Source organism: Streptomyces curacoi (assembly GCF_001513975.1).
Lineage (GTDB): Bacteria > Actinomycetota > Actinomycetes > Streptomycetales > Streptomycetaceae > Streptomyces > Streptomyces curacoi.
The window spans coordinates 840,608-865,082 of the sequence record NZ_KQ947986.1 but is presented as its reverse complement, the minus strand read 5'-3'; the positions used below and the strand labels follow the sequence as shown (position 1 = coordinate 865,082).

The window sequence follows — 24,475 nt, the reverse complement described above, 5'->3', positions numbered from 1 at the left end:
TGCGCGGCGCCGGCTTCAGGTCCGGCCGGAGCCCGCCGGGTTGTTCTCCTTGTAAGCGGCGAGGGCGGCCGCAACGGCCTCGCGCTGGGAGACACGAAGTTTCTGCAGTGTGCGAGACACATGGTGCTCGACGGTACGCACCGACAGGCAGAGCGCGTGCGCGATGTCCCGATTGGTGGCCTGGGCCGCCAGAAGGGTGGCGACGTCCATCTCCCGTGGGGAAAGCGCGTCCCCGTAGCCCCGCCGCCCACGCGAGGAGCGAGCAGGTCCGTAACGCCGCAGTGTCCGCTCGCAACGTGCGAGGTCGAAGGTGGCGCCGAGCGTGCTGTAGGTGTCGCATGCCTGGCGTAGGAAAGCCCGCGAAGTATCCGGCTGACTGGCGGCCGTGGCCAGAGCGGCGAGTTCGACCGCGCGGGCGGCTGGGTACGGTCGGCGGATGAGCTGGTAGGCATCCCGGGATGCAAGGAAACGCTCGACCGCGAGGTCGGGCGCTCGTTCTCGGAGGACAAGGCCCTGGCTGGTGAGAAGTTCGGCGTCAGCGGCTGGTGCGACGCGGTCGTGCCGGTTGTCCTCGGCCTCACCGGTGAGCCGCTCGGCCTCCTCGTTCAGGCCGCAGGCGAGCGCTGCCTCTACCGCCGCGGACAGCAGGCCCAACGTCCGTGGCCACGTGGCAGCGTGACGCAGGAGCCCGACCGCTGGTTCGGCGGTCTTCCATGCCGCTTGCGTCTCGTCCCGTGCCAGCTGGAGCTCGGTGAGTGCGGCTGCTGCGCGGAGCGACTGGGCCACTTCAGAGTTGCGCTCTGCGGCCGTCACAGCCGTGGTCAGATGTTCCATGGCGGCGGTCCACTGGCCGCGGGAACACGCGAGGCTGCCGAGTACGAGAGCCTGCACCACCTCGACCGCGCAGATGTTGGGGAATGCGGCCTCCAAGCGCTTGAAGCGGTCTTCGAGCCCTTCCCACTGACCTCTGTGCCAGGCGAGCTGGAGCAGTTGGCAGCGGGCATAGCATTCCAGGGACGGGTTCACGCCGTTCTCGGTGTGGCGTACGAGCTCCTTCATGAGGGCCTCACCGCGAGCATCCTCGCCACGGTGGATGGCGTGCACCGCCACGTTGTACAGGGCGACCCACCGCTGCCGGCGAACCTCCGGGTCCGGTGAGTGGCCGTCCATGGCCTCCAGCCGTTCGTAGACGGACGGGTCGCCTCTCCTGGACAGCAGGAGCAGCCTCGCGCCTTCGAGTGTCGCCTGGACGACTTCGTCATCGGTGCCCCGGGTGATGTGCTCGGCCCGCTCTATCCACTGATCGATTTCGCGAGGCGTCTGTGTGCGCTCGTCGATGATCAATGGGACCATCGCGTGGATACGCAGGTGCGGCCAAGGCTCCAGCTCCTGCACCGCGGTTCTCAGCTCGTCGATGCCGCGGGGGTCTCCCGCGTGGTTCATCAGAATTCCGGACAGCCTGAGTCGCACCCGGCCACGGGACTCGGTGTCGAGTGCGGGGTCCTCGATGAAACGTCGCAGTAGCTCCAGGCTCGCGAGGTAGTCGGTTGCCTTGTGAGCGATCTCGGCCAAGGCGAGGACTGTCCGGGACCGCAACCCAGGGTCGGCCTTCGGTTCCTTGAGGATGGCCGTGAAGAGCTGGGTGGCAACTCCGTCGTCCCCGACTGCGGCGGCCTCGCGCGCGGCCTCCTCTGCCTCGCGCAACCACGTCTCCGTGGCCCCGAGAGCCTTGCTGTGGTGGGCCAGGTGTACCAGAGGCGGGTGAGCTTGTTCTCGCAGCACCCGATGGGCGCGCTTGTGGAGCGCCCTGCGTCTGGGACCCGGAAGTTGATCATAGATCGCTTGCTGGGCCAGGACGTGGCGGAAGGCGTATGCCCCGGGCTCCGCCTCGTGTAGAAGCGACACCCGCAAAGCGTCGGTGACCGCGGACGCGGACTCCTCCTCGTCGACTTCGGCGATCCGAGCCAGCACTTCTTCCTCTGCGGGGAGTCCCAGCACTGCAGCCGCCTCCACCACCCGGATCGCGGCGGCCGGAAGACCGGCCAGACGTTCGTGCACGGCCTCCTGGAGCGAACGGGGAGCGGGGGACGCCGCCAAGGCCGCGAGGTCCTGCTCGACGGGGTGCGGACCAGGCTGTGCATGGCGTTCACAGAGAGTGAGCAGGTCCTCCTCCACGACGAGAGGCAGTCCACCGCTGCGCCGGTGCAGGGCCCGGGGGAGCCTCTGCGAGAAGACTGGACCGACGACCCCCTCGACCAGCTGGGCGATGTCGGCTTCTGTCAGGGGGGTGAGTGCGATGTCGGTTCCCGAGACGCCGAGCGGGCGTCTATAGGCCTTGCCCAGCAAAGGCTGGGCACGAGGCAGGTCCTGAGGACGGTAAGTGAACACGAGCCCGACGTTCTCGGGAGGGTCGCGTGCGATCAGGAAGAGGAGCTCACGTGTCGCATCGTCGGCCCAGTGCATGTCCTCTATCACCAATACGATGTCTCCCGGGACGGCTTCCAGCACGGTACGCACGGCGAGCGCGAGCCGAGCCCGGTGGAACGAGCCGTCCTCCGACGGCCGGTAGTCGCCCATGAACTGCTCCAGGCCCGGCAGGAGCAGCACCAACGGAATTGCTTGGGACGGCAAAGTGGTGTTCGCGGGCAGCCAGCGGACCGCCGCTCCCAGTGCCTGCAGGACAGGTCCGAACGGCAAGGGCTCACGCAGCGGATGGCACAACCCGGTCGCCACGCGGGGCCCGCCCTTCACCGACAGCAGAGCCCCCGCCTCACGTATCAGACGCGACTTGCCCGCGCCGGCCTCCCCCTCCAGCAGGACGACCGCTGGGAGATCGGTCAGGGCTGCCACAAGTGCGTCGAGCTCCCGGCCTCGGCCCACCAGCGCGAAGCCGGAGCTGCGCACCTGCCCGACGTCGATTGAGACCATGCGCCTGTCACCCGCCCGTCCGTCTCCGGCGTTGATCGGCCGCCTGGTGGTCATCGCACACTTCCAGCGTAGGTCCCCAGCGCGTTCCGTGCTTTCACCGCGTCAGGGAGGTGCAATGGTCGCTCACCGAAGCCGGCACCTCAGGAGGTTTCATGCGTAAGCTCCCTCCCTATTTCGGCGTGATCATGATGGTCACATGCGCGTTGCTCCTGCCGTCGTGCTCGGCGGGGACCGACTCGCCCCGGGGCGTGCCGGCCGCGAGTGACGTCAATCCGGTCAACCGAGCCGAGCTGCGCGAGGGAGGGATACTCACTTGGCCTGTTTACGTCATCCAGGAGAATCTCAACTTCTTGCATGTGGATGGTGCGGGCGCCGACACCGGACGCATTATGAAATCCATGATGCCGGTCATCATGAAAAGCGACGCGCAAGGAAATGCAAGACCTGACCCCGACTACCTCGAAGCTGCCGAAGTATCCATGGCCAACGGGCATCAGCGCGTCACCTATCGGATCAACCCGGAAGCTCGTTGGTCTGATGGGTCGCCCATCACGTACCGTGATTTCCAGGCCAACTGGAAGGCGCAGAACGGGAAGTCAGAAGGGTATCGTCCGGCTCGACGGACGGGGTATGATCTGCTTTCTCGGGTATCCAGGGGGGCTACTGGTCGCGATGTGATCGTTGATTTCGCCAGCCCTTTCGGGGAATGGCGCTCACTGTTCACGCCTCTCTATCCTTCATCCGTAATCGGCACCCCGGACGGATTCGATGACGGATATAAAGGGAAGGTTCCGGTGACGGGCGGGCCGTTCAAGTTCGCCGGCCTCGATCGGGCGACGAAGACGCTCACCGTGGTCCGCGACGAACAGTGGTGGGGGAGGCCTGCCCTCCTCGACAAGATCGTGTTCAGGGCGCTCGACGTGGCCGCGCAGCCCGGAGCCTTCGGCAACGGCGAGATCGACTTCTTCCCGATCGGCACGGAGGAACCTGCCTACCGGCTCGTACAGAGGAATCCGGATGCGCAGATCCGGCGCGCCGGCGCGACGGGGTACCGGCACATCACCATGAACGGAGCGAGTGACGTGCTCCGTGACGCACGGGTCCGCAGGGCCTTGGCGCGTGCGATCGACCGCCGAAAAATTTTGGAGGCCGACCTCCGCGGAATCGGATGGAGTGGGAACCTGCTCGGAAACCATTTTCTCCTGCCTCAACAGAAAGGGTACCAGGACAACTCCGGAGAGGTGGGAAAATGCGACCCGCAGGCGGCCCGGAAAGAGCTCGACGCAGCCGGCTGGTTCCTCAGGGGTGAATATCGCACAAAGAGAGGTGTGCGTCTGGAAATCGATTTCCTCGCTTCCTCCGATGCGCTCCAGGGACGGAACCGAGGGAGAATTATTCAGGCCATGCTCAAGGAGGTGGGCGTGCGCGTCAACCTCAGATTCGTACCGGTCAACCAGCTCTTCGAGAAGTTCATCATTCCCGGGAACTTCGACATGACTGTCTTCGAGTGGTCCGGTATCGACTTCCCGGCGACATGGAGCCGCGACCGATATATGCAGCCGGAGGAGGGCGGCATCCAGTTGAACTTCTCCCGCACCGGAACGGACCAGATCGACGCCGCGCTCAACGCGGCAGTGGCCGAGACGGAGGAAACGCGGGCGGTCGAGAAGCTCAACCAGGCCGATCGCCTGCTTTGGCAGCATGCTGCGGTCATCCCGCTCTTCCAGATGCCGGACCTCGTGGCGTCGAGGGGCACCCTCGCCAACCTCGGAGCTCAGGGATTCTCATCCATCGTGTACCAGGACATTGGTTTCACCCGGTAATCGCAGGTGGCCGGCCGGTGTGCGCGGAGGAGGTAGTCGGTGCCCCTACCGGCGCCCCTCGCACCCGTCACAAGTCTCACCGCGGACCTGCGCCGCGTCCCCATGCCATGCCCATGCCCGTACGTGGCGGCAGGGTGCACACCCCTCCCGCCTGATGAATGCGGGCTCTCTCATCCCTCGATTAATAGGGGTTGCCCCGCATTGAACCCGTAATAAAACGTGCGGTCCTCTGGTCATCGGAAGGCGGCATCCCGAGAGGCCTCGCCCCAGCTGACCCAGGAGGCAGACCATGACTCCCTTCCTCGACCACGTCAGCTCCGCAGCGACGGAGAGGCCCAGGACCGATGCTTGCGACGGCGGGGGAACCGCGCCAGGGCCGCAACGCATGCGGCACCCGGCGAGAGCGGTCGAGCGCAAGCCGCTGAACGGGCCGGGGCCTGGGTCCCAGCACCACGAAGGCGGAGAGTCGGACGGCTTCCGGGCTCTGCATCTCAAACTGCCTGCCGCCCTGCGTGCTGTGCCCGGCGCACGGCACCGCGTACGGAGCGCCGTGACGGCGTGGGGCTGGGGCGACGAGGCGGACACCGTGGAACTGCTTCTTTGCGAGCTGCTCTCGAACGCCCTCAAACACGCCACCAGCAACAACCGTGAGGCGCGGCCGATCGGCGTGCGGATCACTCACGGGCACGAGTCGCTCGTCGTGGTCGTTTGTGACGGCGGATGCGCGAACGCCCAGGTCGAGGCGTCGGCCAGGCCAGGTGACCTGGCGGAGGGCGGCCGGGGGCTGCTGCTGGTGCAGAGCCTGGCTTCCGAATGGGGCAGCCGACGCTCCGCGCAGGGGACCAGTACGTGGTTTGCCCTCGACCGGCGTGGCACGGACTGAGGTCGTGCAGGGGCGCGTGGGGTCTCCAGTGACGGGGGAGAGGCCGACCCGGACAGCAGCGGGCCGGGCGTCGGGACAGACATGGACGTCGGGGGTTGTCTCCAGGCCCCTTCCCGGCGCGAGCGACCCAGGCGGCGGAAGCGACCAGGGCAGCCTCAGGTCCTGTCCCCGAGCGTGCCAATCCGACCGGACGCGGAAACCGCACACAGCGCTGGGCCCAGAGGGGACCTTCTGGAGTGCCGATGCCTTCGTCGTCGGTGCCTCGTCCGCGACTGCGTCGACGAGGCCGCGGTGTGCCGGGGTGAGGGATCCCCCGCCGGCCGTCGGGCTGTGAAGCAAATGCGAAACAGGTTGATCGCCCCTGCTTGTGTCGAATTCCGCGGAGACCCTCATCCCCTTCTATTCCTGAGGAAGAAGCATGTCCTCTCAGCACGCGGTGCCGCGTCTGTCGGCGGGGTTGCCCGGCCCCACAGCCCACGGCACCAGAGCCGTCCAGAATGATCAACAACGAACATCTCGTCCCCATCGTGTTCACCTCTTGCGCTGGCCGGAGCAGGCCGCCGAGGTCGAGCGATACCGCCTGCGGCGGATGCCGCGGCTGCTGGTCGTGGCACCAGGTGCACGGCCGCCCGCGACACTGGATCCGCTCGAGGACTGGGTCAGGGAACCGGTGGATGATGGTGAACTGCAGGCCCGCTGGGAGATATTGCGGGCACGGGCGGTCCCGCGGACACCGGTGGTCGATTCCCAGGACGTACTCCACTACGCCGGGCGGCGCCTGCCGCTGGCCGCAGGGGAGGCCGAGCTCGTGCGTCTGCTGCTTGAGTCGTACCGATCTGTGGTGAGGCGCGAGGAACTGGCCCAGAGGCTGTGGCCAGACAGCGACGCCCGGCGACGGAATGCCCTTGATGTGCGCGTTCTGCGGGCGCGTCGCCGCCTGGAACCGCTCGGTCTGATCATCAGGACCGTGTGGCGCAGGGGCTATCTGCTGGATGCGGACCTCGGCGGTGATGCCGGATGATCGACGCCACCTTCCGCCCCACGACTCTGGCCCACCTGGGACGACTGAACGCCGAGCAGTGGCCGGCGGCGACAGCGGTGACGTGGCGCGACGCCGACGGGGTGCGCCAACGCCGAACCTATGCCGAAGCCTGGAACGACAGCGAGAAGACGGCCCGTGGCCTGATGGCGCTCGGACTGAGACCGGGAGACCGCGTGGCAGTCCTCAGTACCCTGCGCCCCGAATGGACCTTTACCTTGATGGGCGCAGCGGCCGTGGGGCTCGTCGTGGTCTCGCTCCTGCCGACCACGGTGCCGGACGAGATCGAGCACGTCCTCGGTGACTGCGGCGCGCAGGCAGTGCTGTGCGAGAACACCGAGCAGCTGGCCAAGGTGAAAGCGGTTTGGTCACGTCTGCCCCACTTGCGGCAGGCCGTCGTGATCGACCCCCCTGATCCGGCCGCCGCCTCGGACCAGGAGGCCGGCGACTGCGACGCGAAGACGATGACCCTTGCCGACCTGCGCTCACTGGGCGAACGTGCCATCGCTGCGGAGGCGCTGAGGAGCCGCGCGGAGGCGGTGAAGCCCGAGGACCTGTTCGCGATCATTTACACCTCGGGCACCATGGGTCCGAAAAAGGGCTGCGCCCTCACCCACGGCAACTACGTCAGCGTGCTGCGAGCTCACCCCCAGCCTTCACACGGGCCGGACGTGGGTGCCGGCCACAGCCACGGCACGATCTTCGTCGTTACGGGGCCCCACACCATCGCGATGCTGATGCAGGTGCTGGCATGGTGGTCCCGTTACACGCTCGCCTACCGCCGTGCCGGCAGCGAAGACCGCCTGACCGACGAGATACGCGACGCGCAGCCTCGAATCCTGCCGCTGGTGCCGCTGGCCCTGGAGCAGATCTACAGCGCTGTCCTCGCATCCTGGCCGCAGGAGGACAGATCACTGCTCCTTCAAGCGGCCCGCGCGGGCTTGGAGGTGCGAGAGAAACGTGCCCGAGGCGAACAGATCCCTCCCCATGTCCAGGACTGGTTCGACGAAGCGGACCGGACGCTGTTCGCCGACGTGCGCGAGCACTTCGGAGGCCGCGTACGCAGGGTCACCGTGTCAGGTGCTCCCGTGTCGCAGGAGATTCTCGCGTTCTTCCTCGGTTGCGGCCTTCCTGTCGTGGAGTGCTATGGGATGACCGAAACCGCTGCGGCGGCCACGTCCAACTCCCCTGACGATTACCGCCTGGGCACCGTCGGAAGGCCGTTGCCAGGCATCGAAGTGGACATCGCACCCGATGGTGAAGTGCTGATCCGCGGCGCCAACGTCTTCCGCGGCTACTGGGGATATCACGAGGACGAGTTCGGTGCGGTGCGCGACGGGTGGCTCCACACCGGTGACCTCGGGTCGATCGACAGCGACGGCTACCTCACCCTCACCGGACGCAAGAAGGAGCTGATACAGCTCTCCCACGGCGTCGCCGTGACCCCCCACCCCCTTGAGCGCGAGCTGCGAACCAATCCCCTGATCTCCAACGCCGTGGCCTATGGAGAGCGCCGACCCCACCTCGTCGTGCTGCTCACCTTGGACGAACCACACGCCCGGCGCTGGGCAGCCGAACGCCGGCTGCCCACCGTCCTGTCGGAGCTGGTGCACGAGCCCGAGTTGCTCAGTGAACTTGAGGCGATAGTGGCGCGTGCCAACTCAACACTTCAGGAGTACTACCGCGCACGGGCGTTCACCGTGCTGGATCGCGACCTGTCCATGGAAGACGGTGAACTGACCATCTCCATGAAAGTGGCACGACCCGTCGTGCACACCCGCTTCCGCGACCGGTTCGAGGCGCTCTACGACTGAGCGGGAGCCGCCGGAACGAACAGGCGCAGCCGGGGCTTTCAAGCCCCGGCTGCGCCCATGCCCAGGTGATGTGGTGCGCGGTCACTCGGTCAGGGCGAACCTGGCGTGCAGCGACCGGAGCCGTCGCGGGCAGTACCAGATGCGCTCTCCGAGCAGCCGGAAGCAGGCGGGCAGGAGAACCCCACGAACGATCGTGGCATCCAGGAGAATGGCCAGACCGCTCCCGAGACCGAACATCTGGATGAAGCTGACCGAGCTCGTGGTGAAGGCCAGCAGGCTCACGGCGAGCAGTGCCGCAGCCGCGGACACTATGGCCCCCGTGTGCGCGAGACCCCGAGTTACCACGTGCTCTGCGGGAAGGCCCTGGTCGTGCAATTCCTTGATACGGCCCAACACGAACACCTCGTAGTCCGTGGACAGGCCGAAGACGATGCAGAACATCAGCAGAGTCATCGCTGTGTCCATCGGCATGGGGGTAAAGCCCAGCAGGGAGGAAAGGTTCCCGTCCTGGAAGATCCAGACGAGCGTGCCGAGGACGGCAGCCAGGCCGACGGCGTTGAACGCCAGTGCACGCAGCGGCTGTATCACACTGCCCGTGAACAGAAACAGCAGGACGAAGGTGCTGGCGGCGACCGTCACGATCACAAACGGGAGCCGGTGCTTGATCGCCTGTTTCGCATCGACCACCTGGGCGGCCGCACCGCCCACGAGCGCCGTACTGTGACTGGGAGGAGCCACCGCACGAACAGCGCCCACGAGCTTCTCCATTTCGGCGGAGTTGGAGGCGTGAGAGGCGCGTACGGTGACGTGGCGTATCGCGTCGGCCGGGCGCAGAGCACCTGCTCGGGATGCGGCTCTGCTGTTGACGGACACCACGCCAGGCACCCGCCGAAGGCTCCGCGCGTATGCGTCGACGTCTTTCGGTTCGGTCGTGCCCGTCAGCACGACATCAATGGCCCCGGCGCCGCTGAGGTGAGGGAAGTCGGAGTGCAGAACGGTTGCCGCAGTTCTGCTGGTCGCGCTCTGCGGCAGGACGCGCTCGTCGGGCATCCCGAAGCAAACGCCCAGCAGAGGCGTTGCGGCGAGCGCCATAACGGCGACAGCAGGAATGGCGATTGCCGCAGGGCGCCGCCACACTACGCGGGCGATCGCGTGCCAGACACTGCTGCCATCTGTTGTGCGGCGTGTCGGTGTGGCCGGAGCAACGCGGTGTCCACAGACGGTCAGCAGCGCGGGCGTGACGAAGAGCGCTGCCAAGGCCGCGGTGGCCACGACCCCGACGCCGGCGTAGGCGAAGGACCTGAGGAAGTACAGCGGGAAGACCAGCAGAGTTGCCAAAGCGGCCATGACCGTAGCGGCGGAAAAGACGATCGTTCGTCCGGCGGTGGCAACCGTGTACACCACCGCTGCTTCGATGTCGCGGGCGGCTGTCATCTGCTCGCGGAAGCGGCTGACCATCAGCAGCCCGTAGTCGATCGCGAGTCCGAGCCCGAGCGCCGTGGTCAGGTTGAGCGCGAAGACGGAGACATCGATGGCCGCGGCGAGGATTCTGAGCTCGGCGAACGTACCAAAGATCGCCGCTGCGGCTGTCGCCAACGGAATCAGCGCGGGCACCAGCCCACGGAAGACGATGACGAGCAGGAGCAGCGTGATCGGGACGGCTATGGCTTCGGCCAACCCCAAATCCTTGGCCACCTGCACGGTGACGTCGTGGTTGATGCCCAACGGGCCCCCTGAGAGAACCGTGAAGGCGGGGCCCGCTGCCGAGCCGGCGACGTAGTCGCGGATCAGCGGGCCGGCCCGCGTTGCGGCTTCCTCGTTGTCCCCGGCGAACTGCACGAGTACGAGCCCGGTCCTGCCGTTGTGGGCCCTGAGGTCCTCATGCGGCGTGCGCCAATAGGAGGTGACGCTCTGGACGCCCGGGCGAGCGGCGAGCTTGTCGGTCAAGTGCCGACCGGCGCTCTGCACCGGAGGGGAGTCGACGGTGCCCTGGCGCGGGCGGACGAGGAGGACGAGATCGGTGCTGCCGCCGAGATGCTCGTCGATCAAACCGGCCGCTTTGGCGGATGGAGCGGTCGGATCGTTGAAACCACCGCCTTTGAGGTGGCCGAAGACGCCTGCGCCGACGGCTCCTGCTGCGAGCGTGATGAGCGCGGCCAACACCAGGACGGTGCGGGCGCGTTGGGCGATGAACAGTCCGAGTCGTCGTAGCATGCTTGGCCTCCCGAGGCCCGGCGCGCCTGGCGCGTCGATGTGTAGGTCGATGAGTAGTCAGAGGCAGCGCCCCATGGACGCCGCAGATTCAGTCGAAGGCGCGCCGCGGTGACGGTGCGTGCGCCTGCGGTACGGAGAACCACGCCCGCTCGGACGAGGTCGGCGTTGGGCCGTGCCGTGGCGGATCAACGGCGTCTCCCCATCTGTGGCCCGCGCCGGGTGCGACGAGCGCCACGTGATGCTGTAAGGGCGCGGTGCTCGGTCAGGAGGGGGAGGATTTGTCAGTGGCGGTGGATGCGACGCCGCGGCGGATGCCCGTGGCGCGCCGACCCGGGCGTCGGGCATGCCGTCCGCGAAGCGGTTTCACCGGCGTCCTGCCGCCGGTGGACAGACGCCGGCTCACCAGGCAACACAGCAGGATGACGCTGATGGGCAGAAGCAGCGTGGATCGCCAGGCGTCGACAAACGCCTGCTGAAAGACGACGTCCGCGAGAGCGCTGATGTGGTCGCGCTGCGACGGGCTCAGGTGGGCGGGAAGCGCGTCGGATGTGATGGAGTCACCAGAGGCCCGGGCGAGCGCGTCGGTGAACGGGCCGCGCAGCAGCGGGGGCAGTTCGGGTGCGGCAGTCCGGGCGCCGCTGCGTAGTTCAGCAGCTTTCCGCGCCTGCAGCAGTGCGCCGACGGCCACGCCGCCCAGGACCCCACCCACCTGCCGCGCAGTGTTGAGCACTCCGGATGCGCTTGAGAGCATGGAACTGCCTACGCTGTCGAGGGCAAGTTTGGTGACGGGCGCCAGGGTGCATCCGATGCCGGCATCGGTGACAAGCATGGCAGGCAGGAGCCGCCACGCGTTCATGCCGGGCTCCGCGCAGAGCGACACCAGGGCCAGGCCGGCCGCGTAGGTCAGCAGACCGATGACGAGCAGCGGTTTGGCGCGACGGCCGTTGCTCAACCGGCCCACGACGAGGGCGACGACACCGACCATGAGCGCGGAGGGCGCGGTGACCTGTGCGGCCGCCAGCGGGTCGTTGCCCAGGACGCGCTGGAGGAAGAACAGCAGTGGCAGTGCCGTGCCGACGACGGCGAAATAGACCCCGGCGCCGATGACCGCGGCCCGCACGAAGTCGCGCTGCCCGTACAGTGCGTGCGGCACCAGCGGCTCGCGGTGATTGGTCCGCTGCTGAACCACGAAGGTGAGCAGCAGAATCACTCCGGCGACGAGCGATGCCAGGGCGGCGGGTTCGGTGGAGCCTGCGGATGCTCCGTGTCGGTGTTCCAGCAGGCCGTACGAGACAGCGGCCAGGCCGGACGTGACCAGCAGCGTGCCGGGAAGGTCCCAGCGGTGGCGAATGCGCGGGCGGTGATCGGGAACGATCACCGCGGCGAGGGCGAGCGCGACCAGACCGACCGGCACATTCACCAGGAAGATCCATTCCCAGCCTGCCGCGGCGATCAGCGCCCCTCCCGCGAGCGGCCCGGCCACGGCGGACAGTCCGATCACGCCACTCCAGACGCCGAAGGCCGTGCCACGGCGCTCAGGAGGGAACAGAACGGCGATGAAAGCACTGGTCTGCGGAATGAGCAGCGCTGCTCCCAGGCCTTGGAGACCACGCAGAATGATCAACTGGCCGGTGGTGCCGGCCATTCCGCAGAGTCCGGAGGCGACGGTGAACGTCAGCAGCCCTGTGAGATAGACGCGTTTGGGACCGAAGCGGTCACCGAGGCGTCCGGCCGTGATCAGGAAGACGGCCATGGCCAGCACGTAGGCGTTCACCACCCACAGTGCGTCCCGCAGACCGCCGCCGAGGTGGCTGAGCATGACCGGAACGGCCGCGTTGACCATCGTGGTATCGAGCATGATCAGGAAGAAGCCCGTGCACAGGGTGGCCAGAACCGTCCAAGGGCCGGGGGACGCTGATGCTCTCACCGGTTTCGCCTCCTTTCCGCGGCGCAGAACGCTCGGCTACCGGGCGGTGTAGCCGCCGTCGACGACGAGTTCGGCGCCAGTGATGTAGGAGGCCGCCGGTGAGGCGAGGAATCCCACAGCTGCGGCGATCTCGTCCGGGCGGGCGTACCGGCGCAAGGGAGTGGCATCGACCACGTCCTCGACGAGGGGGCCCGGCGCCTGGGCGGTCATGGAGGTGCGGACCATGCCGGGATAGACGGCGTTCACGCGGATGCCATGAGGGGCGAGCTCGACGGCGGCGGCGGTCGTCATGGAACGTACTGCCCCCTTGGCTGCGTGGTAGGCGAAGGAGGCGCCGGAGCCGATCAGCGCGTAGATCGAGGCAACGTTGACGATCGCTCCGCCACCTGCCGAGCGCATACACGGGACGGCCGCTTTCATGCCCAGGAAGGTGCCGCTCTGGCAGACCGTCACCACGCGTTTCCACTCCTGCTCGCTGACGTGTTCCAGCGGGTTGTGTCCCAGCACACCGGCGTTGTTGACCAGGATGGTCAAGCGTCCGAATCGGCGGCGGGCCAGACGTGTCACCCGTTCCCATGCCGCTCGGTCGGTCACGTCCAGCACGCACCCCACCGCGCGTCCGGGTTTTCCGCGGCGGTTGAGTTCGCGGGCGGCCTGCTGACATTCCTCGCCGTCCAGGTCGGTGAGCAGGACTCCCATCCCACGGTCGAGGAAGTGCTCGGCGACGGCACTGCCGATGCCGCCGAGCGCACCCGTGACGATGGCCACTTGGCTCTCGGGACTCCTCATGATCCGGCGCTCCGGGCCGGGATCCATGCGAGTGCCGCGGCGTATCCCCGCGCGTGCGTCAAGGAAAGCGCCGGGTGCGGGACTGCGAGACGCCGCAGCTGATGTGCGGCTGCACCCGTGAAGTTCAGGGCAGGTCCCGAGCCGGTTCTGCGGTGTATCTCCATCGCGTGCCACATATCGGGGACCAGCGGCAGTCCCAGGAGTCGCGCCGCGGCCTGCTTCGCCGCCTTTCGCGCGGCCAGGTGCTCATGGGCGCGCCGGAAGCCGTGGCTGTACATCAGTTCCGTGGCTGTGAGCCAGTCTTCCCACTGCGGGTCGTCAGCCGGCGGTATCTGCTGGGGGGACAGGAGCACCAGGGCACGGGACGGCGCGGTCATCGCAGCCCCCTTCGCACGGGGGACACCGGCTGGGCGGGCTGGAACGGCGTGAGGACGCAGGCCACCATTTCGGCCACGGTCAGCCAGTCGGCCAACCGAGGGACGACAGGCCGGCAGGCTTCGGCGAGTTGCGCGGGCAGTGCCGGGGGAGGTGTGGGCATGGGGGGCGGGGTGGCCATCACGCTCCCTCCCGCGCGTCGGACAGCTGCGTGTCATGAAACGCCGCCAGGATCAAGGAAACGTATGTGCCTCCCCAGTTGGCCGCCGTGATCAGGCAGGGCGCACCCGCGCCATCCCTCGGGCGCAGGAATTCGGCGACCCCTTCCACGGGATGTGCGGGTGCCGGCGTCTGAGGACTCCAGCCTGTGCGCACGGTTTCGGTGGCGCAGACCGTTGACATCAAGGATGTCGTGCTGTGGACGTGGCCGACGTAGGGGCTGAGGTTGCTCAGCTGGACGCTCCCGGGCTGGAAGACTTCCGCGACAGCGCGGGCTTCCGCGAGATCGAACGGGGCGGTGCCGCGCGCGTCGCCGTACACGGTGCCGATGTCACCGGCAGACAGCCCGGCATCGGCAAGGGCGCGGTGAAAGCTCTCCGCCCAGGCTCGTCCGGAGGGGTCGTTGCCCGCGACCCGGTAGGCGTCCGATGTGACGGCGTGCCCCCTGATCTCGGCGAGAATGGTGGCTCCGCGGCTGAGCGCGTGGTCGAGCGATTCGACGACCAGTGCCGTGCTGCCCGCCCCCAGCACCATGCCGCTCGGGGCCTGGTCGTAGGGCCGGATCGTGGTCTCGGAGAGCAGGCCCATGCGGTCGAAGCCGCAGTGGAGCAGGGGTGTCAGCTCATCGGCGCTGACCGCGAGCATGACATCGGCCTCGCCACGCCGCACGAGGTCAGCGGCGTAAGCAAGACCGCTAAGGCCGGAGGCGCAGCCGGTGGCCAACGTCGACAGCGGACCGCGGATCTGCAGTGCCAGGCACGCGTGGCCTGCCGCGGCGTTCATCACCGAGTTGGGAAAGAGCCGGGGGTTGACCCGGTGAGGCCCGACCGTGCCGATGGTCTCGCTGAGCTGGGCGACGGTCTGAATCGGTCCGCTGAAGGTGCCGAAGATCAGGCCCACGCGTTCCGCGTTGGCCTTGGTGATGCGTAGACCGGCATCGCTGAGTGCTATCCGGCTGGCGGCGAGGGTGAGCAGACCGATCTGATCGAGGCGGCGGGCGTAGGCCGGGTCGACGTGACGGCGGCATTCGGCGCTGTCGATCTCAGCGGCACGCTGGGTCCGGGACAGCGGGAGGTCGGTGAGTCGCGCCTCACCGATCGCGCTGGTTCCCGCTTTGAGTGCGTCCACCAGCGCTTGCCGTCCGCTGCCGAGGGCGGTGACAGGGCCGGCACCCGTGATGACCACGCGGTGATCGGGAACGAGGGCCGGCGGAATGGGCCGACGGCCCAGCACCAGGGAGCAGTTGTTGCCGCCGAAGGCGAAGGAATTGGAGACAACGACGTCCAGGGCCTGAGGCCGCGACGTGTTGGCCACGATGTCCCGGGGCGGACGGGAGGCGTCATCGACGTTGACGGTTGGCGGGATCACACCGTCACGCAGCGCTAGGACGCAGGTCGCCGCCTCCATGGCGCCGGCGGCACCCAGCATGTGCCCGACCTGTGACTTGGTACTGCTCATCGGGGTGGAGGGTGAGTCGGCGAAGAGGTCGGCCACCGCCTTGGCTTCAGCCTTGTCGTTGGTCGGCGTTCCTGTGCCGTGGCCGTTGACGTAGTCGACCTGGTCAGGTGTCAGCGATGCCTGCGCGAGCCCGCGACGCATTGCTCTGGACGCGCCGCTGCCCGCCGGGTCGGGGGCAGTGGCGTGGTAGGCGTCGCTCGTCAGCGCATACCCGAGGACGTAACCGAGAACGGGAGCTTGACGTCGGCGGGCGACCGACTCTGCCTCCAGGACGAGAAAGGCCGCTCCCTCGCCGAGGTTGAGGCCGGTGCTGCGTGAATAGGGAGCGCACGGCTCGGGGTCCAGGGCGTTGAGGCTGTCGAATCCGGCCAGGGAGAGAATGTCCAGCACGTCCACCCCGCCGGCGACCATGACGTCGGCCCGCCCCTCACGAATCGTGTCCACGGCGTAACCGATGGAATTGGCGCCGGCCGCGCAGGCATTGGAGATCACGACCTTGGGGCCTTGGAGGCGGAACGCCACGCTGATCGCGTCCGCCGAGGTGTACAGCGCGTAGTTCGTCAGTTGGCCAGGCCGCCCGGCCGCGGCTCCTCCTTCGAGGACGTCCCAGTGGAAACGCTCCCCCTGGTCCAGGCCCCCGACGGAGGTGCCGACAGCTACCCCCACGCGGTAGGGGTCGAACTCGGGCAGCGACAGGTGCGCGCTGCTCACGGCTTCGTCCACCGCCGCCAGTGCGAGCCGCGTCGCGCGGTCCTGGCGCCCAGTGATCCGGCGCCCGTTGACAGGGACGGACTGCACCTCACCGGAGTACTGGCAGCTGAGGGCGGAGACATCGAGGCGCCTGGTCTTGCCGATCCCGCTCACGCCGTCGCGTACCGCCCGCCACACCTGTTCCACCCCGTTGCCGAGCGCGCACGTGATGCCGACACCGGTGACGGCGACGCTGACTTCTCGCCGCTTGTTGGGACTCATGCTGTCTTCTCCTGTTCGCGGGCCGGTGGCCTGGAGGTCGAGGGAGCCGCTCCGGGCGCGGCTCAGTCGAGGGGTACGGCGAGGCTGGTCGCCGTCAGGAAGGGCGCGGAGATGGTGCGCACTGTCATGGCAGTGCCGGCGAGCTGGAACTCCTGCCCGGAGGCCGCCACCGCGGGGTCGACCACGGCAGTACCGATGTGCCGGGCCAGCGTGGGGGACCAGACGCAGTGCGTCACGATGCCGATCTCCGCGTCACTGACCGCGATCGCGGTCCCGCGGGCAGGTGCGGTTTCCAGAGCGGCGTCGGCGACCCAGCACACCGGGGACCTGCCCCCATGGCGGCTGCGCTGCTCCAGGGCTTCCCGGCCGACGAAGTCCTGGCCAGTGTCGAGCATCCACTGCAGACCCACATCGAAAGGGGTGATCGGTCCACCGGCGTGCTCGTGTTCGAGGCCGGCGAAGCGGACCTCCATGCGGCAGATGTCGAGCGCGTCCTTACCGCACTCGACAGCCCCCAGTTCCAGGAGTTCGGCCCGCAGCCTGGGGGCACCGGCGGACGGGACGATGAACTTGTAGCCGTATTCGCCGGTGATCCCGGTCCGCGACAGGGTCACTGCTTCGCCACCCCACTCAACAGCGGCGCAGCTGCGATAGGCGAGGGAGGCGATGGGGAAGTCGAGGTACTTCTGGGCCATCTTGAAGGAGGAAGGGCCCTCCAAGCCGAGGATGGTGTAGGCCTCGCTGACATCCTCGACGGTGACGTCAGCGAATCCGTCCGCCGCCGCGAGCAGGTGGGCCGTGGCCTCGGTCGCCTGGGCAGGCCAGATCTCCACGAGGTAGTCGGTGCCCCAGCAATGGATGAGCGTTTCGGCGATGATGGTGCCGTCTTCGCGGAGCAGTAGCGAGGCCGTGCTCTGGCCCTCGAGCAGGAAGTCGATGCTGCGTGTCCCGACCCGGCCGAGAAAGCCGGCGGCCTCGGGTCCGGTCACCGTGAGCAGCCCTGCGCCCTGGTAGTGGATGAGGCCCGTGTTGCGGCGCAGGGCCGCGTACTCCTCGTCCGTGGTGGTGAAGCGAGTCTTCATCGTTTCTCCGTGTTCAGTGGTGGCGGTGTTGAGTGGATCCGCGGCCCCTGGTGGATGTGCCGGAACGGCTGGGGCGTGAGCAGGAGTGCCGGTGGGGCTACGGCTGGTCGAGTTCGGTGACGGCCAGTCGGGCGGTCATGACCAGCTCCCGACCGACCGATGCCTGGCCGGATACCGAGATCAGTCCGGCCAGTCGTGGGCCGCTGTGGGCTCGGAAGACGACCTGGTCTCCGGGGACGACCGGTTTGAGGAACTTGGCTTGGCGGATCTCGGCGAGGTAGCCGACTCGGTCGGCGACATCGGCCACCAGGTCACCGGTGGACGCCTGCGCGGCGGCGCTGCCGTAGATGACGGCCGCGAGCTGTGCGACGCATTCGACGAGCAGGACTCCCGGGTAGAGCATGCGGCCGGGGAAATGGCCGGCCAACACGCCGTCGGAGGCCGTGACGTTCTTGATGGCCTCGGCGCTCTTGCCGGGTTCGAGGGCCGTGACACGGTCCAGCAGGAAGAACGGGTGGCGGTGCGGCAGCATTCGGGCGATGTCGTCGGCGTTGAGCACCACGCGTGCCGACGGCGAGGAAGGCGCTGCGGTCATGCCCGAGCCCTCTCGATGTGATCTACCAGCCGGTTCAGCGACAGCAGGCTGTGGGTGTCGTCGTCGGTGACGGTGACACCGAAGGTGTCCTCTACCGCCATGGCCAGTTCGAGGGTGTCGATGGAGTCGAGCTCAAGGCCGCGGCCGAAGAGCGGTTGGTCGTCCCCGATCGAGCCCGGGTCGACGTCCAGCGAGAGGCGGTCGACCAGCAGGATCTTGACCTGCGCGCAGAGTTCCTGGCGAGCCGCCGCCCGGCGGGTCGCTTCGTTGAGTGTCATCACCATGTCTGTCTCCTGTCGATGTCGGTTCGGTGGACGGGGATGGAGGGTCAGCAGACGAGGCCTCCGTCGACGACGACCGACGATCCGGTCACGTACGTGGACGCATCGCTGAGGAGGAACTTCACGACGGAGGCGACCTCTTCGGGTCGGCCGATGCGGCCGAGGGGGACATGCCGGAGGTTCTCCTCAAGGCGTTCGGGTGGCATCTGACGGGTCATCGAGGTATCGATGAAGCCGGGGATCACGCAGTTCACTCGGATGCCGTAGGAGCCCAGTTCCTTGGCGAGTGCCTTCGTCAGGGCGATGCCGCCGGCTTTGGCGGCCGCATAGTTGGCCTGGCCCGCCGGGGGGCTCAGGGCGCTCGTCGAGCTGACGGTGACGATCGACCCGGTGCGTCTGCGGGCCATGAGCCGGGCGGCGGCCCGCGTACACAGGAATGCGCCGGTGAGGTTGGTGTCGATGACCTTGCGCCACTTCGCCTCGCCCATCATGAGCGCGTAGCCGTCCAGGGTGATGCCTGCGTTGTTGACGAAGGCGTCGAGCCGTCCGTGATCGGCTCTGATCTGCCGGAACATGCGCTCTACGTCGGAGGCGTCGGCGATGTCGGCCCGCAGCAGGTGGGCATCCTGGCTGATCTCTCGCACCTGCTCCAGAGCGTCGAGGGCCTGTTCCGGCTTGCCGCGGTGGTTCATCAGGACAGTGGCGCCGCAGCGGGCCAGCTCGGTCGCCACCGCGAGGCCGATGCCCTTGGTGGCTCCGGTAACCAGTACGATCTGCCCCTTGAGTTCACTCACGTCGCGTTCCTTCGGTGGAGGGCGGTGGCGACCGGACGCTTTCCGTCGTCCGGGCCGCGGGCGATGTCTGCCGGCATCGCATGACGCAGGGCTTCCCAGGTCCCCAAGTGCCGGGCGGCGCGAGCCATTTCACGACCGAGGCCGCTCAGTACCCGGCCGGGGCCCGCCTCGATGTAGGTGGTGGCGCCGAGTGTGCCCAGGGCCTGAACTGTGTCGCTCCAGCGGACCGGTGAGATCACCTGTGCCTGCAGGTTGCTGCGGTACGTGTGGATGTCGGTGATGTGGCTGCCGGTGGTGCTGGAGACGAACGGAATGGATGGGTTGCCGAGTGGGACGGTGGCCAGAAGGCCCGCCAGGCGGCCGTGGGCGTCGTTCATGAGCGGGGAGTGGTAACCACCCCCGACGGCCAGCCGACGGGCTCTCAAGGCCCCGGCGCGGGTCGCCGCCCGAACGACGTGGTCGACCCCTTGGACGGTGCCGGCCACAACCAGTTGGCGAGGTGAGTTCCAGTTGGCGATGACGGCGATCTCGTTCCCCGTCGAGGCCTGCGTGCACAGTGCCTGTACTTCCTGCGAGGCGAGTCCGACGATGGCCGCCATACCGCCTGGCCGGCTGCGTGCGGCGTGCGCCATCGCCTTGCCCCGGCAGGCCACCAGTGACAGCGCGGTGTCGGTGTCAAGACTGCCGCAGGCCACGAGTGCGGTGTATTCCCCCAGGCTGTGACCGGCGACAGCGCTCGGCCGCCAGCCTGCTTGACGTAGCCGCTCCAGCGCCGCCAGCGACCAGACCAGGACGAGTACTTGGGCGAGCTCCGGATCGGCGAGCGTCGCGGCGTCAGCACGCGTCATCAGCTCGATCACAGGCAGACCCGTGACCTCTTCGGCTCTGTCGGCGAGGGCCTTGGCCTGTGGGCCCAATCGGAACAGCTCATGACCCATCCCCGGGAACTGGCTGCCTTGCCCGGGAAAGACGAAGGCGGTGCTCGAGGTCATGGCGCCCCACCCTCGCTGGGAGCCGCGGCCCAAGCGAGCGCCAGACCATCCTCCAGCCGGGCTGAGGCACCCACGATCCCGTGGTCGGACCGGGACCATGGGGCCAGCGGACCGCTCAGGTGCACTGTCCAGTGCTCCGAGCCCCAGCCGCCGTCCGGGACGGCCACAGAGATATCGGCCAGTCGGCCGGCGGCGGGAAGGCCCCCCATCAGCTTGACGACGCTTTCCTTCACTCCGAAGAAGTGAGCGAGGACCTCAGCGGCGGACCGCTCCTCCGTGGCCCATTCCTTGGCAATCCGGCGTTCGTGCGCTGTGAAGTACCGAAACGCCAGTGAGTCCCCGCAGCGGTCCACGGCCCGCTCGAAGCGCGCCAGGTCCACTAGGTCCACACCGGCCGATTGCAGGTGCGCCGGAATTCTCCGGACCGCATCCGAAATTAGCATGGCATACTCTCCGCCTCTTCACCGGAAGGCGATAGGAATGGACTGCTTGATAGGCCGAGGCCGAGCCGAAAAGTGAGTAATTCCCCTTCGGTCGGGATGACCTTATGGGGGCATTCTCGCCGGGTCAATGGCAGCGTAAGATCCTGGTCAGCGTCACGCGCGGTCGCTGAATATGCCGAAACAGTGCTGAAAGATTTGAAAGAAACTGGAAATATTCGAGTTCGGCGATTGACGTGCTGCCTGGTCAATTCCTAGCGTTCTTGGCATTCGGGCAGGCCGGCCCGTGGTGGATGGCGCAGGATTTCATGCCGGTAAAGCGCCCGCGCGTTCGGGAGGATCAACGAAACATGCCGCGTCTAGTGCAGTCCGCGACCAACATCATGCGCGACGTCAACGTAGAGGCCACGGTCCGGGTCCGGTGGGGGGAGTGCGACCTGCAGGGACACGCCTACTACGCCAGCTACATCCCGTGGTTCGATCTGGGGCGGGAGAAATTCGCCCTGGACATCGGCGCCGATTACCGCAAGTACCAGATCGCGACGACCGATCTGCAGGTCCGGTACCACGCTGCGGCAAAATATCTGGACGATCTCGTGGTCAAGACCTGGGCGGCCACTCCGGGCACCCTGACCTACTATTACGAGATCTACCGGAAACGCGGCGGTCAACTTATCGCCGAGGCCCGGACCGTCCACGCCTTTGTCGACCCCGAGCGCGGCGTGCTGACAAAGATCCCGGACGGCATGCACCACGCATTCGTGGAATTCCTGGAGAACCGAAGGCAGAACAAGGGAAAGCGCGCTGTGGAACCCGCCGCGACGACGTCCGTCATCGCCCGAAAGTGACAGCGCCTCCTCCTGGCCGGACTCAAACACGCGGAGAGATTTCATGAACAATGATGCGCTCGATCGCCTGCGCGGCGCGCTGCTCGGCGAGGTTCTCAGGCCTGCAGACGCCGGCTACGACACCGCGCGCCGGGTCTACAACGCCATGATCGACAAGCGCCCGGCGGCTATCGCGCGATGCCTGGGCACTGCCGACGTCGTCCAGGCGATCCGCTTCGCCCGCGAGGAGGGGCTGCTGATCGCCGTCCGCGGCGGCGGACACAGCGTCGCAGGTCACGGTACGTGCGACGGCGGCCTGGTCATCGACCTCTCCCGCATGCGGGGTGTCCACGTCGACCCGGTGCGCCGCACGGTGCGGGTCCAGGGCGGCGCACTGCTCGCAGACGTGGACCGCGAGACGCAGCTGCACGGCCTCGCCATCCCCACCGGACAGATGTCAGAGACCGGCATCGCGGGACTCACCCTCAACGGCGGCGTGGGCATGATGCTCCACAAGTACGGGCTGACGTGCGACAACCTCCTGTCCGCCGACATGGTCACCGTGGACGGCGAGCTGGTGACGGCGAGCGCCGACAGCCATCCGGAACTGTTCTGGGCACTGCGTGGGGGCGGCGGGAACTTCGGCGTGGTCACCTCTTTCGAGTTCCGCGCCCACCCGGTCGGCCCGACCATGCTGGCGGGATTCCTGGCGCACCCGGTCGACCAGGCGGAGGAGGTTCTCGCGTTCTTGCGGGACTTCAGCGCCACCAGCCCGGCGCATCTCAGCGCGGACGCCCTGTTCATCCACGCTCCCGCGGCGGACTTCGTGCCCGAGGCCTTCCACGGCGTGCCGCTGATCACGCTGTTCGTGCGCTACTTCGGGCCGATGGAAGAGGCATGGGAGGCCGTCAGGCCTCTTCGGGAGTACGGTGGTCCGCTCTATGACAGCATCGGCCCGATGCCGCTCGTGGCGGTGCAGTCCATGCTCGACACCTTCACCCCGGCCGGCAATCTCCATTACTGGACCAGCGAGTTCCTGCCCCGCATGGGCACCGAGGAGATCGCCGTCCTCGCCGCCATCGGCAGCGATCTGCCCTCCTCGCTCACCACCGTCAACATCCACCCCTTCGACACGGCAGCGACCGACGTGCCCCCTGACGCCACGGCGTTCGCGCATCGTGAGGACAGCTGGCTGATCCACGTGATCTGCCAGTGGAAGGACGAGGCGGACTCCGATCGTTGCCGCACCTGGGTGAAGAACGTGGGAACGATGCTGAAGACCTTCGGCTCCGGCAACACCTACCTGAACACGACCTCCGAAGACGACGACACCGACCGTGTCCGCGCCTTCTGGAACGACCACCGGCTGGCACGCCTGTCCGAGGTCAAGGCCCAGTACGACCCCCACAACGTGCTGCGGTTCAACCACAACATCCCTCCAGCGTCCGGCGAGGCGTCATGATCCGCCGGCCCCCACGCCGCCGGAACGACGTTCCCCACGTGCTCATCGTCGGGGCCGGGCTGAGCGGCCTGGGCCTGGGCATGGCCCTCAAGCGAAGCGGCCATCACCACTTCACCATCCTGGAGAAGGCCGACGACATCGGCGGGGTGTGGCGGGACAACACCTATCCGGGCGCGGCGTGCGACATCCCCGCTCACCTGTATTCGTATTCCTTCGAACCCCATAACTGGACCCAGCGCTACGCCGGCCAGCGGGAGATCCTCGACTATTTGCGCGGCTGCGCCGACAAGCACGGCCTCGACGAGCACCTGCGGCTCGGGACGGAAGTCCGCCGGGCGGATTTCGACGAGGGCGCAGGGCGCTGGCGGGTGCGCACCGGGACGGGGGAGATTCTCGAAGCGGACGTCCTCGTCCCGGCATGCGGTCAGCTGAACCAACCGTTCTACCCCGACATCCCCGGCGCCGACCGCTTCACCGGCAAGTCCTTTCACTCCGCGCGCTGGGACCACAGCTACGACCTGCGCGGCCGTAGGGTCGCGGTCATCGGGACCGGAGCGAGCGCCATACAGATCGTCCCCCAGGTCGCCGCGCAAGCAGCGCACCTGACGGTATTTCAGCGTTCAGCGCCCTACATCGTGCCGCGCTGGGACCGTGCCTACCGCCGTCGCTCGGCCGGTGTCGGCCGGCTCGCCGGCAAAGCGGCACGACTCGGGTGGTGGCTGTTCAACGAGTCGGCGGTACCCGGCCTGACCCGCCGCTGGCCGATCAGCCGCCTGACCTCCTATGGCTGCGCCGCCCAACTGGAGCGACAGGTCCACGACCCGTCCGTCCGCGAGCGCCTCACGCCCCAGGACGAGGTGGGCTGCAAGAGGATCGGCATCTCGAGCGACTACTATCCGACCTTCAACCGGCCCCACGTCGAACTGGTCACCGACACGATCAGTGAGATCACCGAACACGGCGTCCGCACCGGGAGAGGGGCGGAACACCGGGTTGACGCCATCATCTACGCCACGGGATTCTGCGCCACCAACTTCCTCGCGTCCTTGCGGATCACAGGCCGTGGCCGCCGCGTACTGTCCGACACCTGGCGAGACGGCGCACGGGCTCACCTCGGGATGACCGTCCCCGGCTTCCCCAACATGTTCCTGCTGTACGGCCCGCACACGAACGTCGGTGCCGGCTCGGTCGTCTACATGGTCGAAAGCCAGATCCGCTACATCATCGACGCCCTGCGCCTGATCAGGAGGGGAAGGCGCAGGCACCTCGAGGTCCGGCCCGAGACCGAGGCGAGCTTCACCGCCGAGATGCGCCGACGTCTGAGCGGCACGGTGTGGGCCACCTGCCGCAACTGGTACCGGGGAACGAACGAACACGTCACCACCAACTGGCCTGGTCAGACCACGGAGTACCGACGCCGTACGAGGCGGGTGAACCTGGCGCACTACCAGCCGGGCGGCTGAAGCCGTGACATGCGGGCCACGCCCCGCCTGATGATGACCCGCCGCTGCGTCCACCAGCCCACTGCGCCGTGAAGGCGTCTACAACGCATGGGAGTCGC

Annotated in this window: 18 protein-coding genes; 7 read left to right on the top strand and 11 right to left on the bottom strand. The window is 67.7% G+C overall.

The window, feature by feature from the left end; translation table 11 throughout:
* Nucleotides 1–15: 15 nt before the first annotated feature.
* Nucleotides 16–2,982, bottom strand: a complete 2,967-nt coding sequence (locus AQI70_RS13485) for an ATP-binding protein (RefSeq protein WP_062148144.1) — start codon at nt 2,980–2,982, stop codon at nt 16–18.
* A 98-nt stretch (nt 2,983–3,080) separates the two neighbouring features.
* Here AQI70_RS13485 and AQI70_RS36845 point away from each other — a divergent pair, with 98 nt between their 5' ends.
* The 4 genes from AQI70_RS36845 to AQI70_RS13465 all read left to right on the top strand — a co-directional run bounded on the left by AQI70_RS36845 (nt 3,081) and on the right by AQI70_RS13465 (nt 8,487).
* The gene (locus AQI70_RS36845) at nt 3,081–4,751 is read left to right on the top strand and encodes an ABC transporter family substrate-binding protein (protein ID WP_079051274.1); all 1,671 of its coding nucleotides are present in this window, start codon (nt 3,081–3,083) and stop codon (nt 4,749–4,751) included.
* Between the two features lie 289 nt (nt 4,752–5,040).
* A complete protein-coding gene (locus AQI70_RS39120; RefSeq protein WP_079051273.1) occupies nt 5,041–5,634 on the top strand; it encodes an ATP-binding protein in 594 nt (197 codons plus the stop codon).
* 418 nt (nt 5,635–6,052) lie between these two features.
* The gene (locus AQI70_RS13470; RefSeq protein WP_079051272.1) at nt 6,053–6,655 is read left to right on the top strand and encodes a helix-turn-helix domain-containing protein; all 603 of its coding nucleotides are present in this window, start codon (nt 6,053–6,055) and stop codon (nt 6,653–6,655) included.
* On the top strand, nt 6,652–8,487 hold the full coding sequence (locus AQI70_RS13465; RefSeq protein WP_062148135.1) for an AMP-dependent synthetase/ligase: 1,836 nt from the start codon (nt 6,652–6,654) through the stop codon (nt 8,485–8,487). Before AQI70_RS13470 ends, AQI70_RS13465 begins: the two co-directional genes overlap by 4 nt.
* Nucleotides 8,488–8,568: 81 nt before the next feature.
* On the opposite strand, the gene AQI70_RS13460 is transcribed toward AQI70_RS13465, so the two are convergent.
* The 10 genes from AQI70_RS13460 to AQI70_RS40895 form a co-directional block, all read right to left on the bottom strand.
* Nucleotides 8,569–10,701 carry an MMPL family transporter gene (locus AQI70_RS13460; RefSeq protein WP_062148132.1) on the bottom strand — a complete coding sequence of 711 codons (2,133 nt, stop codon included), beginning with the start codon at nt 10,699–10,701 and terminating at the stop codon, nt 8,569–8,571.
* 262 nt (nt 10,702–10,963) lie between these two features.
* Nucleotides 10,964–12,628, bottom strand: coding sequence for a DHA2 family efflux MFS transporter permease subunit (locus AQI70_RS13455; RefSeq protein ID WP_062148129.1), 1,665 nt, complete (start codon nt 12,626–12,628; stop codon nt 10,964–10,966).
* A gap of 36 nt (nt 12,629–12,664) precedes the next feature.
* The gene (locus AQI70_RS13450; RefSeq protein WP_208607352.1) at nt 12,665–13,396 is read right to left on the bottom strand and encodes an SDR family NAD(P)-dependent oxidoreductase; all 732 of its coding nucleotides are present in this window, start codon (nt 13,394–13,396) and stop codon (nt 12,665–12,667) included.
* A 576-nt stretch (nt 13,397–13,972) separates the two neighbouring features.
* Nucleotides 13,973–16,441, bottom strand: coding sequence for a beta-ketoacyl-[acyl-carrier-protein] synthase family protein (locus tag AQI70_RS13440; protein ID WP_062148123.1), 2,469 nt, complete (start codon nt 16,439–16,441; stop codon nt 13,973–13,975).
* 62 nt (nt 16,442–16,503) lie between these two features.
* On the bottom strand, nt 16,504–17,523 hold the full coding sequence (locus AQI70_RS13435) for a glycine cleavage T C-terminal barrel domain-containing protein (protein WP_062148120.1): 1,020 nt from the start codon (nt 17,521–17,523) through the stop codon (nt 16,504–16,506).
* A gap of 97 nt (nt 17,524–17,620) precedes the next feature.
* The gene (gene fabZ / locus AQI70_RS13430) at nt 17,621–18,118 is read right to left on the bottom strand and encodes a 3-hydroxyacyl-ACP dehydratase FabZ (protein ID WP_062148118.1); all 498 of its coding nucleotides are present in this window, start codon (nt 18,116–18,118) and stop codon (nt 17,621–17,623) included.
* Nucleotides 18,115–18,402, bottom strand: a complete 288-nt coding sequence (locus AQI70_RS13425) for an acyl carrier protein (protein WP_079051271.1) — start codon at nt 18,400–18,402, stop codon at nt 18,115–18,117. Before AQI70_RS13425 ends, fabZ begins: the two co-directional genes overlap by 4 nt.
* A 44-nt stretch (nt 18,403–18,446) precedes the next feature.
* Nucleotides 18,447–19,193, bottom strand: a complete 747-nt coding sequence (locus AQI70_RS13420) for an SDR family NAD(P)-dependent oxidoreductase (protein ID WP_062148115.1) — start codon at nt 19,191–19,193, stop codon at nt 18,447–18,449.
* Nucleotides 19,190–20,185 carry an ACP S-malonyltransferase gene (locus tag AQI70_RS13415; RefSeq protein WP_107116982.1) on the bottom strand — a complete coding sequence of 332 codons (996 nt, stop codon included), beginning with the start codon at nt 20,183–20,185 and terminating at the stop codon, nt 19,190–19,192. Before AQI70_RS13415 ends, AQI70_RS13420 begins: the two co-directional genes overlap by 4 nt.
* On the bottom strand, nt 20,182–20,628 hold the full coding sequence (locus AQI70_RS40895) for a 4'-phosphopantetheinyl transferase superfamily protein (RefSeq protein ID WP_062148112.1): 447 nt from the start codon (nt 20,626–20,628) through the stop codon (nt 20,182–20,184). Before AQI70_RS40895 ends, AQI70_RS13415 begins: the two co-directional genes overlap by 4 nt.
* A gap of 260 nt (nt 20,629–20,888) precedes the next feature.
* Between AQI70_RS40895 and AQI70_RS13405 the strand changes: the two genes are divergently transcribed.
* From AQI70_RS13405 to AQI70_RS13395, 3 genes are read left to right on the top strand one after another with little or no spacing between them, the layout of a single operon-like run.
* On the top strand, nt 20,889–21,473 hold the full coding sequence (locus AQI70_RS13405) for an acyl-CoA thioesterase (RefSeq protein ID WP_159042654.1): 585 nt from the start codon (nt 20,889–20,891) through the stop codon (nt 21,471–21,473).
* Nucleotides 21,474–21,516: 43 nt separating this feature from the next.
* Nucleotides 21,517–22,914: an FAD-binding oxidoreductase gene (locus AQI70_RS13400; protein ID WP_062148107.1), complete on the top strand. Its 1,398-nt coding sequence runs from the start codon at nt 21,517–21,519 to the stop codon at nt 22,912–22,914.
* A gap of 38 nt (nt 22,915–22,952) precedes the next feature.
* A complete protein-coding gene (locus AQI70_RS13395; RefSeq protein WP_208607351.1) occupies nt 22,953–24,377 on the top strand; it encodes a flavin-containing monooxygenase in 1,425 nt (474 codons plus the stop codon).
* Nucleotides 24,378–24,475: the final 98 nt, after the last annotated feature.

Excerpts from the sequence above, each read along its gene's own strand:
- AQI70_RS13485 (WP_062148144.1), bottom strand. The coding sequence starts at position 2,982 with ATGACCACCAGGCGGCCGATCAACGCCGGAGACGGACGGGCGGGTGAC.
- AQI70_RS36845 (WP_079051274.1), top strand. The coding sequence starts at position 3,081 with ATGCGTAAGCTCCCTCCCTATTTCGGCGTGATCATGATGGTCACATGC.
- AQI70_RS39120 (WP_079051273.1), top strand. The coding sequence starts at position 5,041 with ATGACTCCCTTCCTCGACCACGTCAGCTCCGCAGCGACGGAGAGGCCC.
- AQI70_RS13470 (WP_079051272.1), top strand. The coding sequence starts at position 6,053 with ATGTCCTCTCAGCACGCGGTGCCGCGTCTGTCGGCGGGGTTGCCCGGC.
- AQI70_RS13465 (WP_062148135.1), top strand. The coding sequence starts at position 6,652 with ATGATCGACGCCACCTTCCGCCCCACGACTCTGGCCCACCTGGGACGA.
- AQI70_RS13460 (WP_062148132.1), bottom strand. The coding sequence starts at position 10,701 with ATGCTACGACGACTCGGACTGTTCATCGCCCAACGCGCCCGCACCGTC.
- AQI70_RS13440 (WP_062148123.1), bottom strand. The coding sequence starts at position 16,441 with ATGAGTCCCAACAAGCGGCGAGAAGTCAGCGTCGCCGTCACCGGTGTC.
- AQI70_RS13435 (WP_062148120.1), bottom strand. The coding sequence starts at position 17,523 with ATGAAGACTCGCTTCACCACCACGGACGAGGAGTACGCGGCCCTGCGC.
- fabZ (WP_062148118.1), bottom strand. The coding sequence starts at position 18,118 with ATGACCGCAGCGCCTTCCTCGCCGTCGGCACGCGTGGTGCTCAACGCC.
- AQI70_RS13425 (WP_079051271.1), bottom strand. The coding sequence starts at position 18,402 with ATGGTGATGACACTCAACGAAGCGACCCGCCGGGCGGCGGCTCGCCAG.
- AQI70_RS13415 (WP_107116982.1), bottom strand. The coding sequence starts at position 20,185 with ATGACCTCGAGCACCGCCTTCGTCTTTCCCGGGCAAGGCAGCCAGTTC.
- AQI70_RS40895 (WP_062148112.1), bottom strand. The coding sequence starts at position 20,628 with ATGCTAATTTCGGATGCGGTCCGGAGAATTCCGGCGCACCTGCAATCG.
- AQI70_RS13400 (WP_062148107.1), top strand. The coding sequence starts at position 21,517 with ATGAACAATGATGCGCTCGATCGCCTGCGCGGCGCGCTGCTCGGCGAG.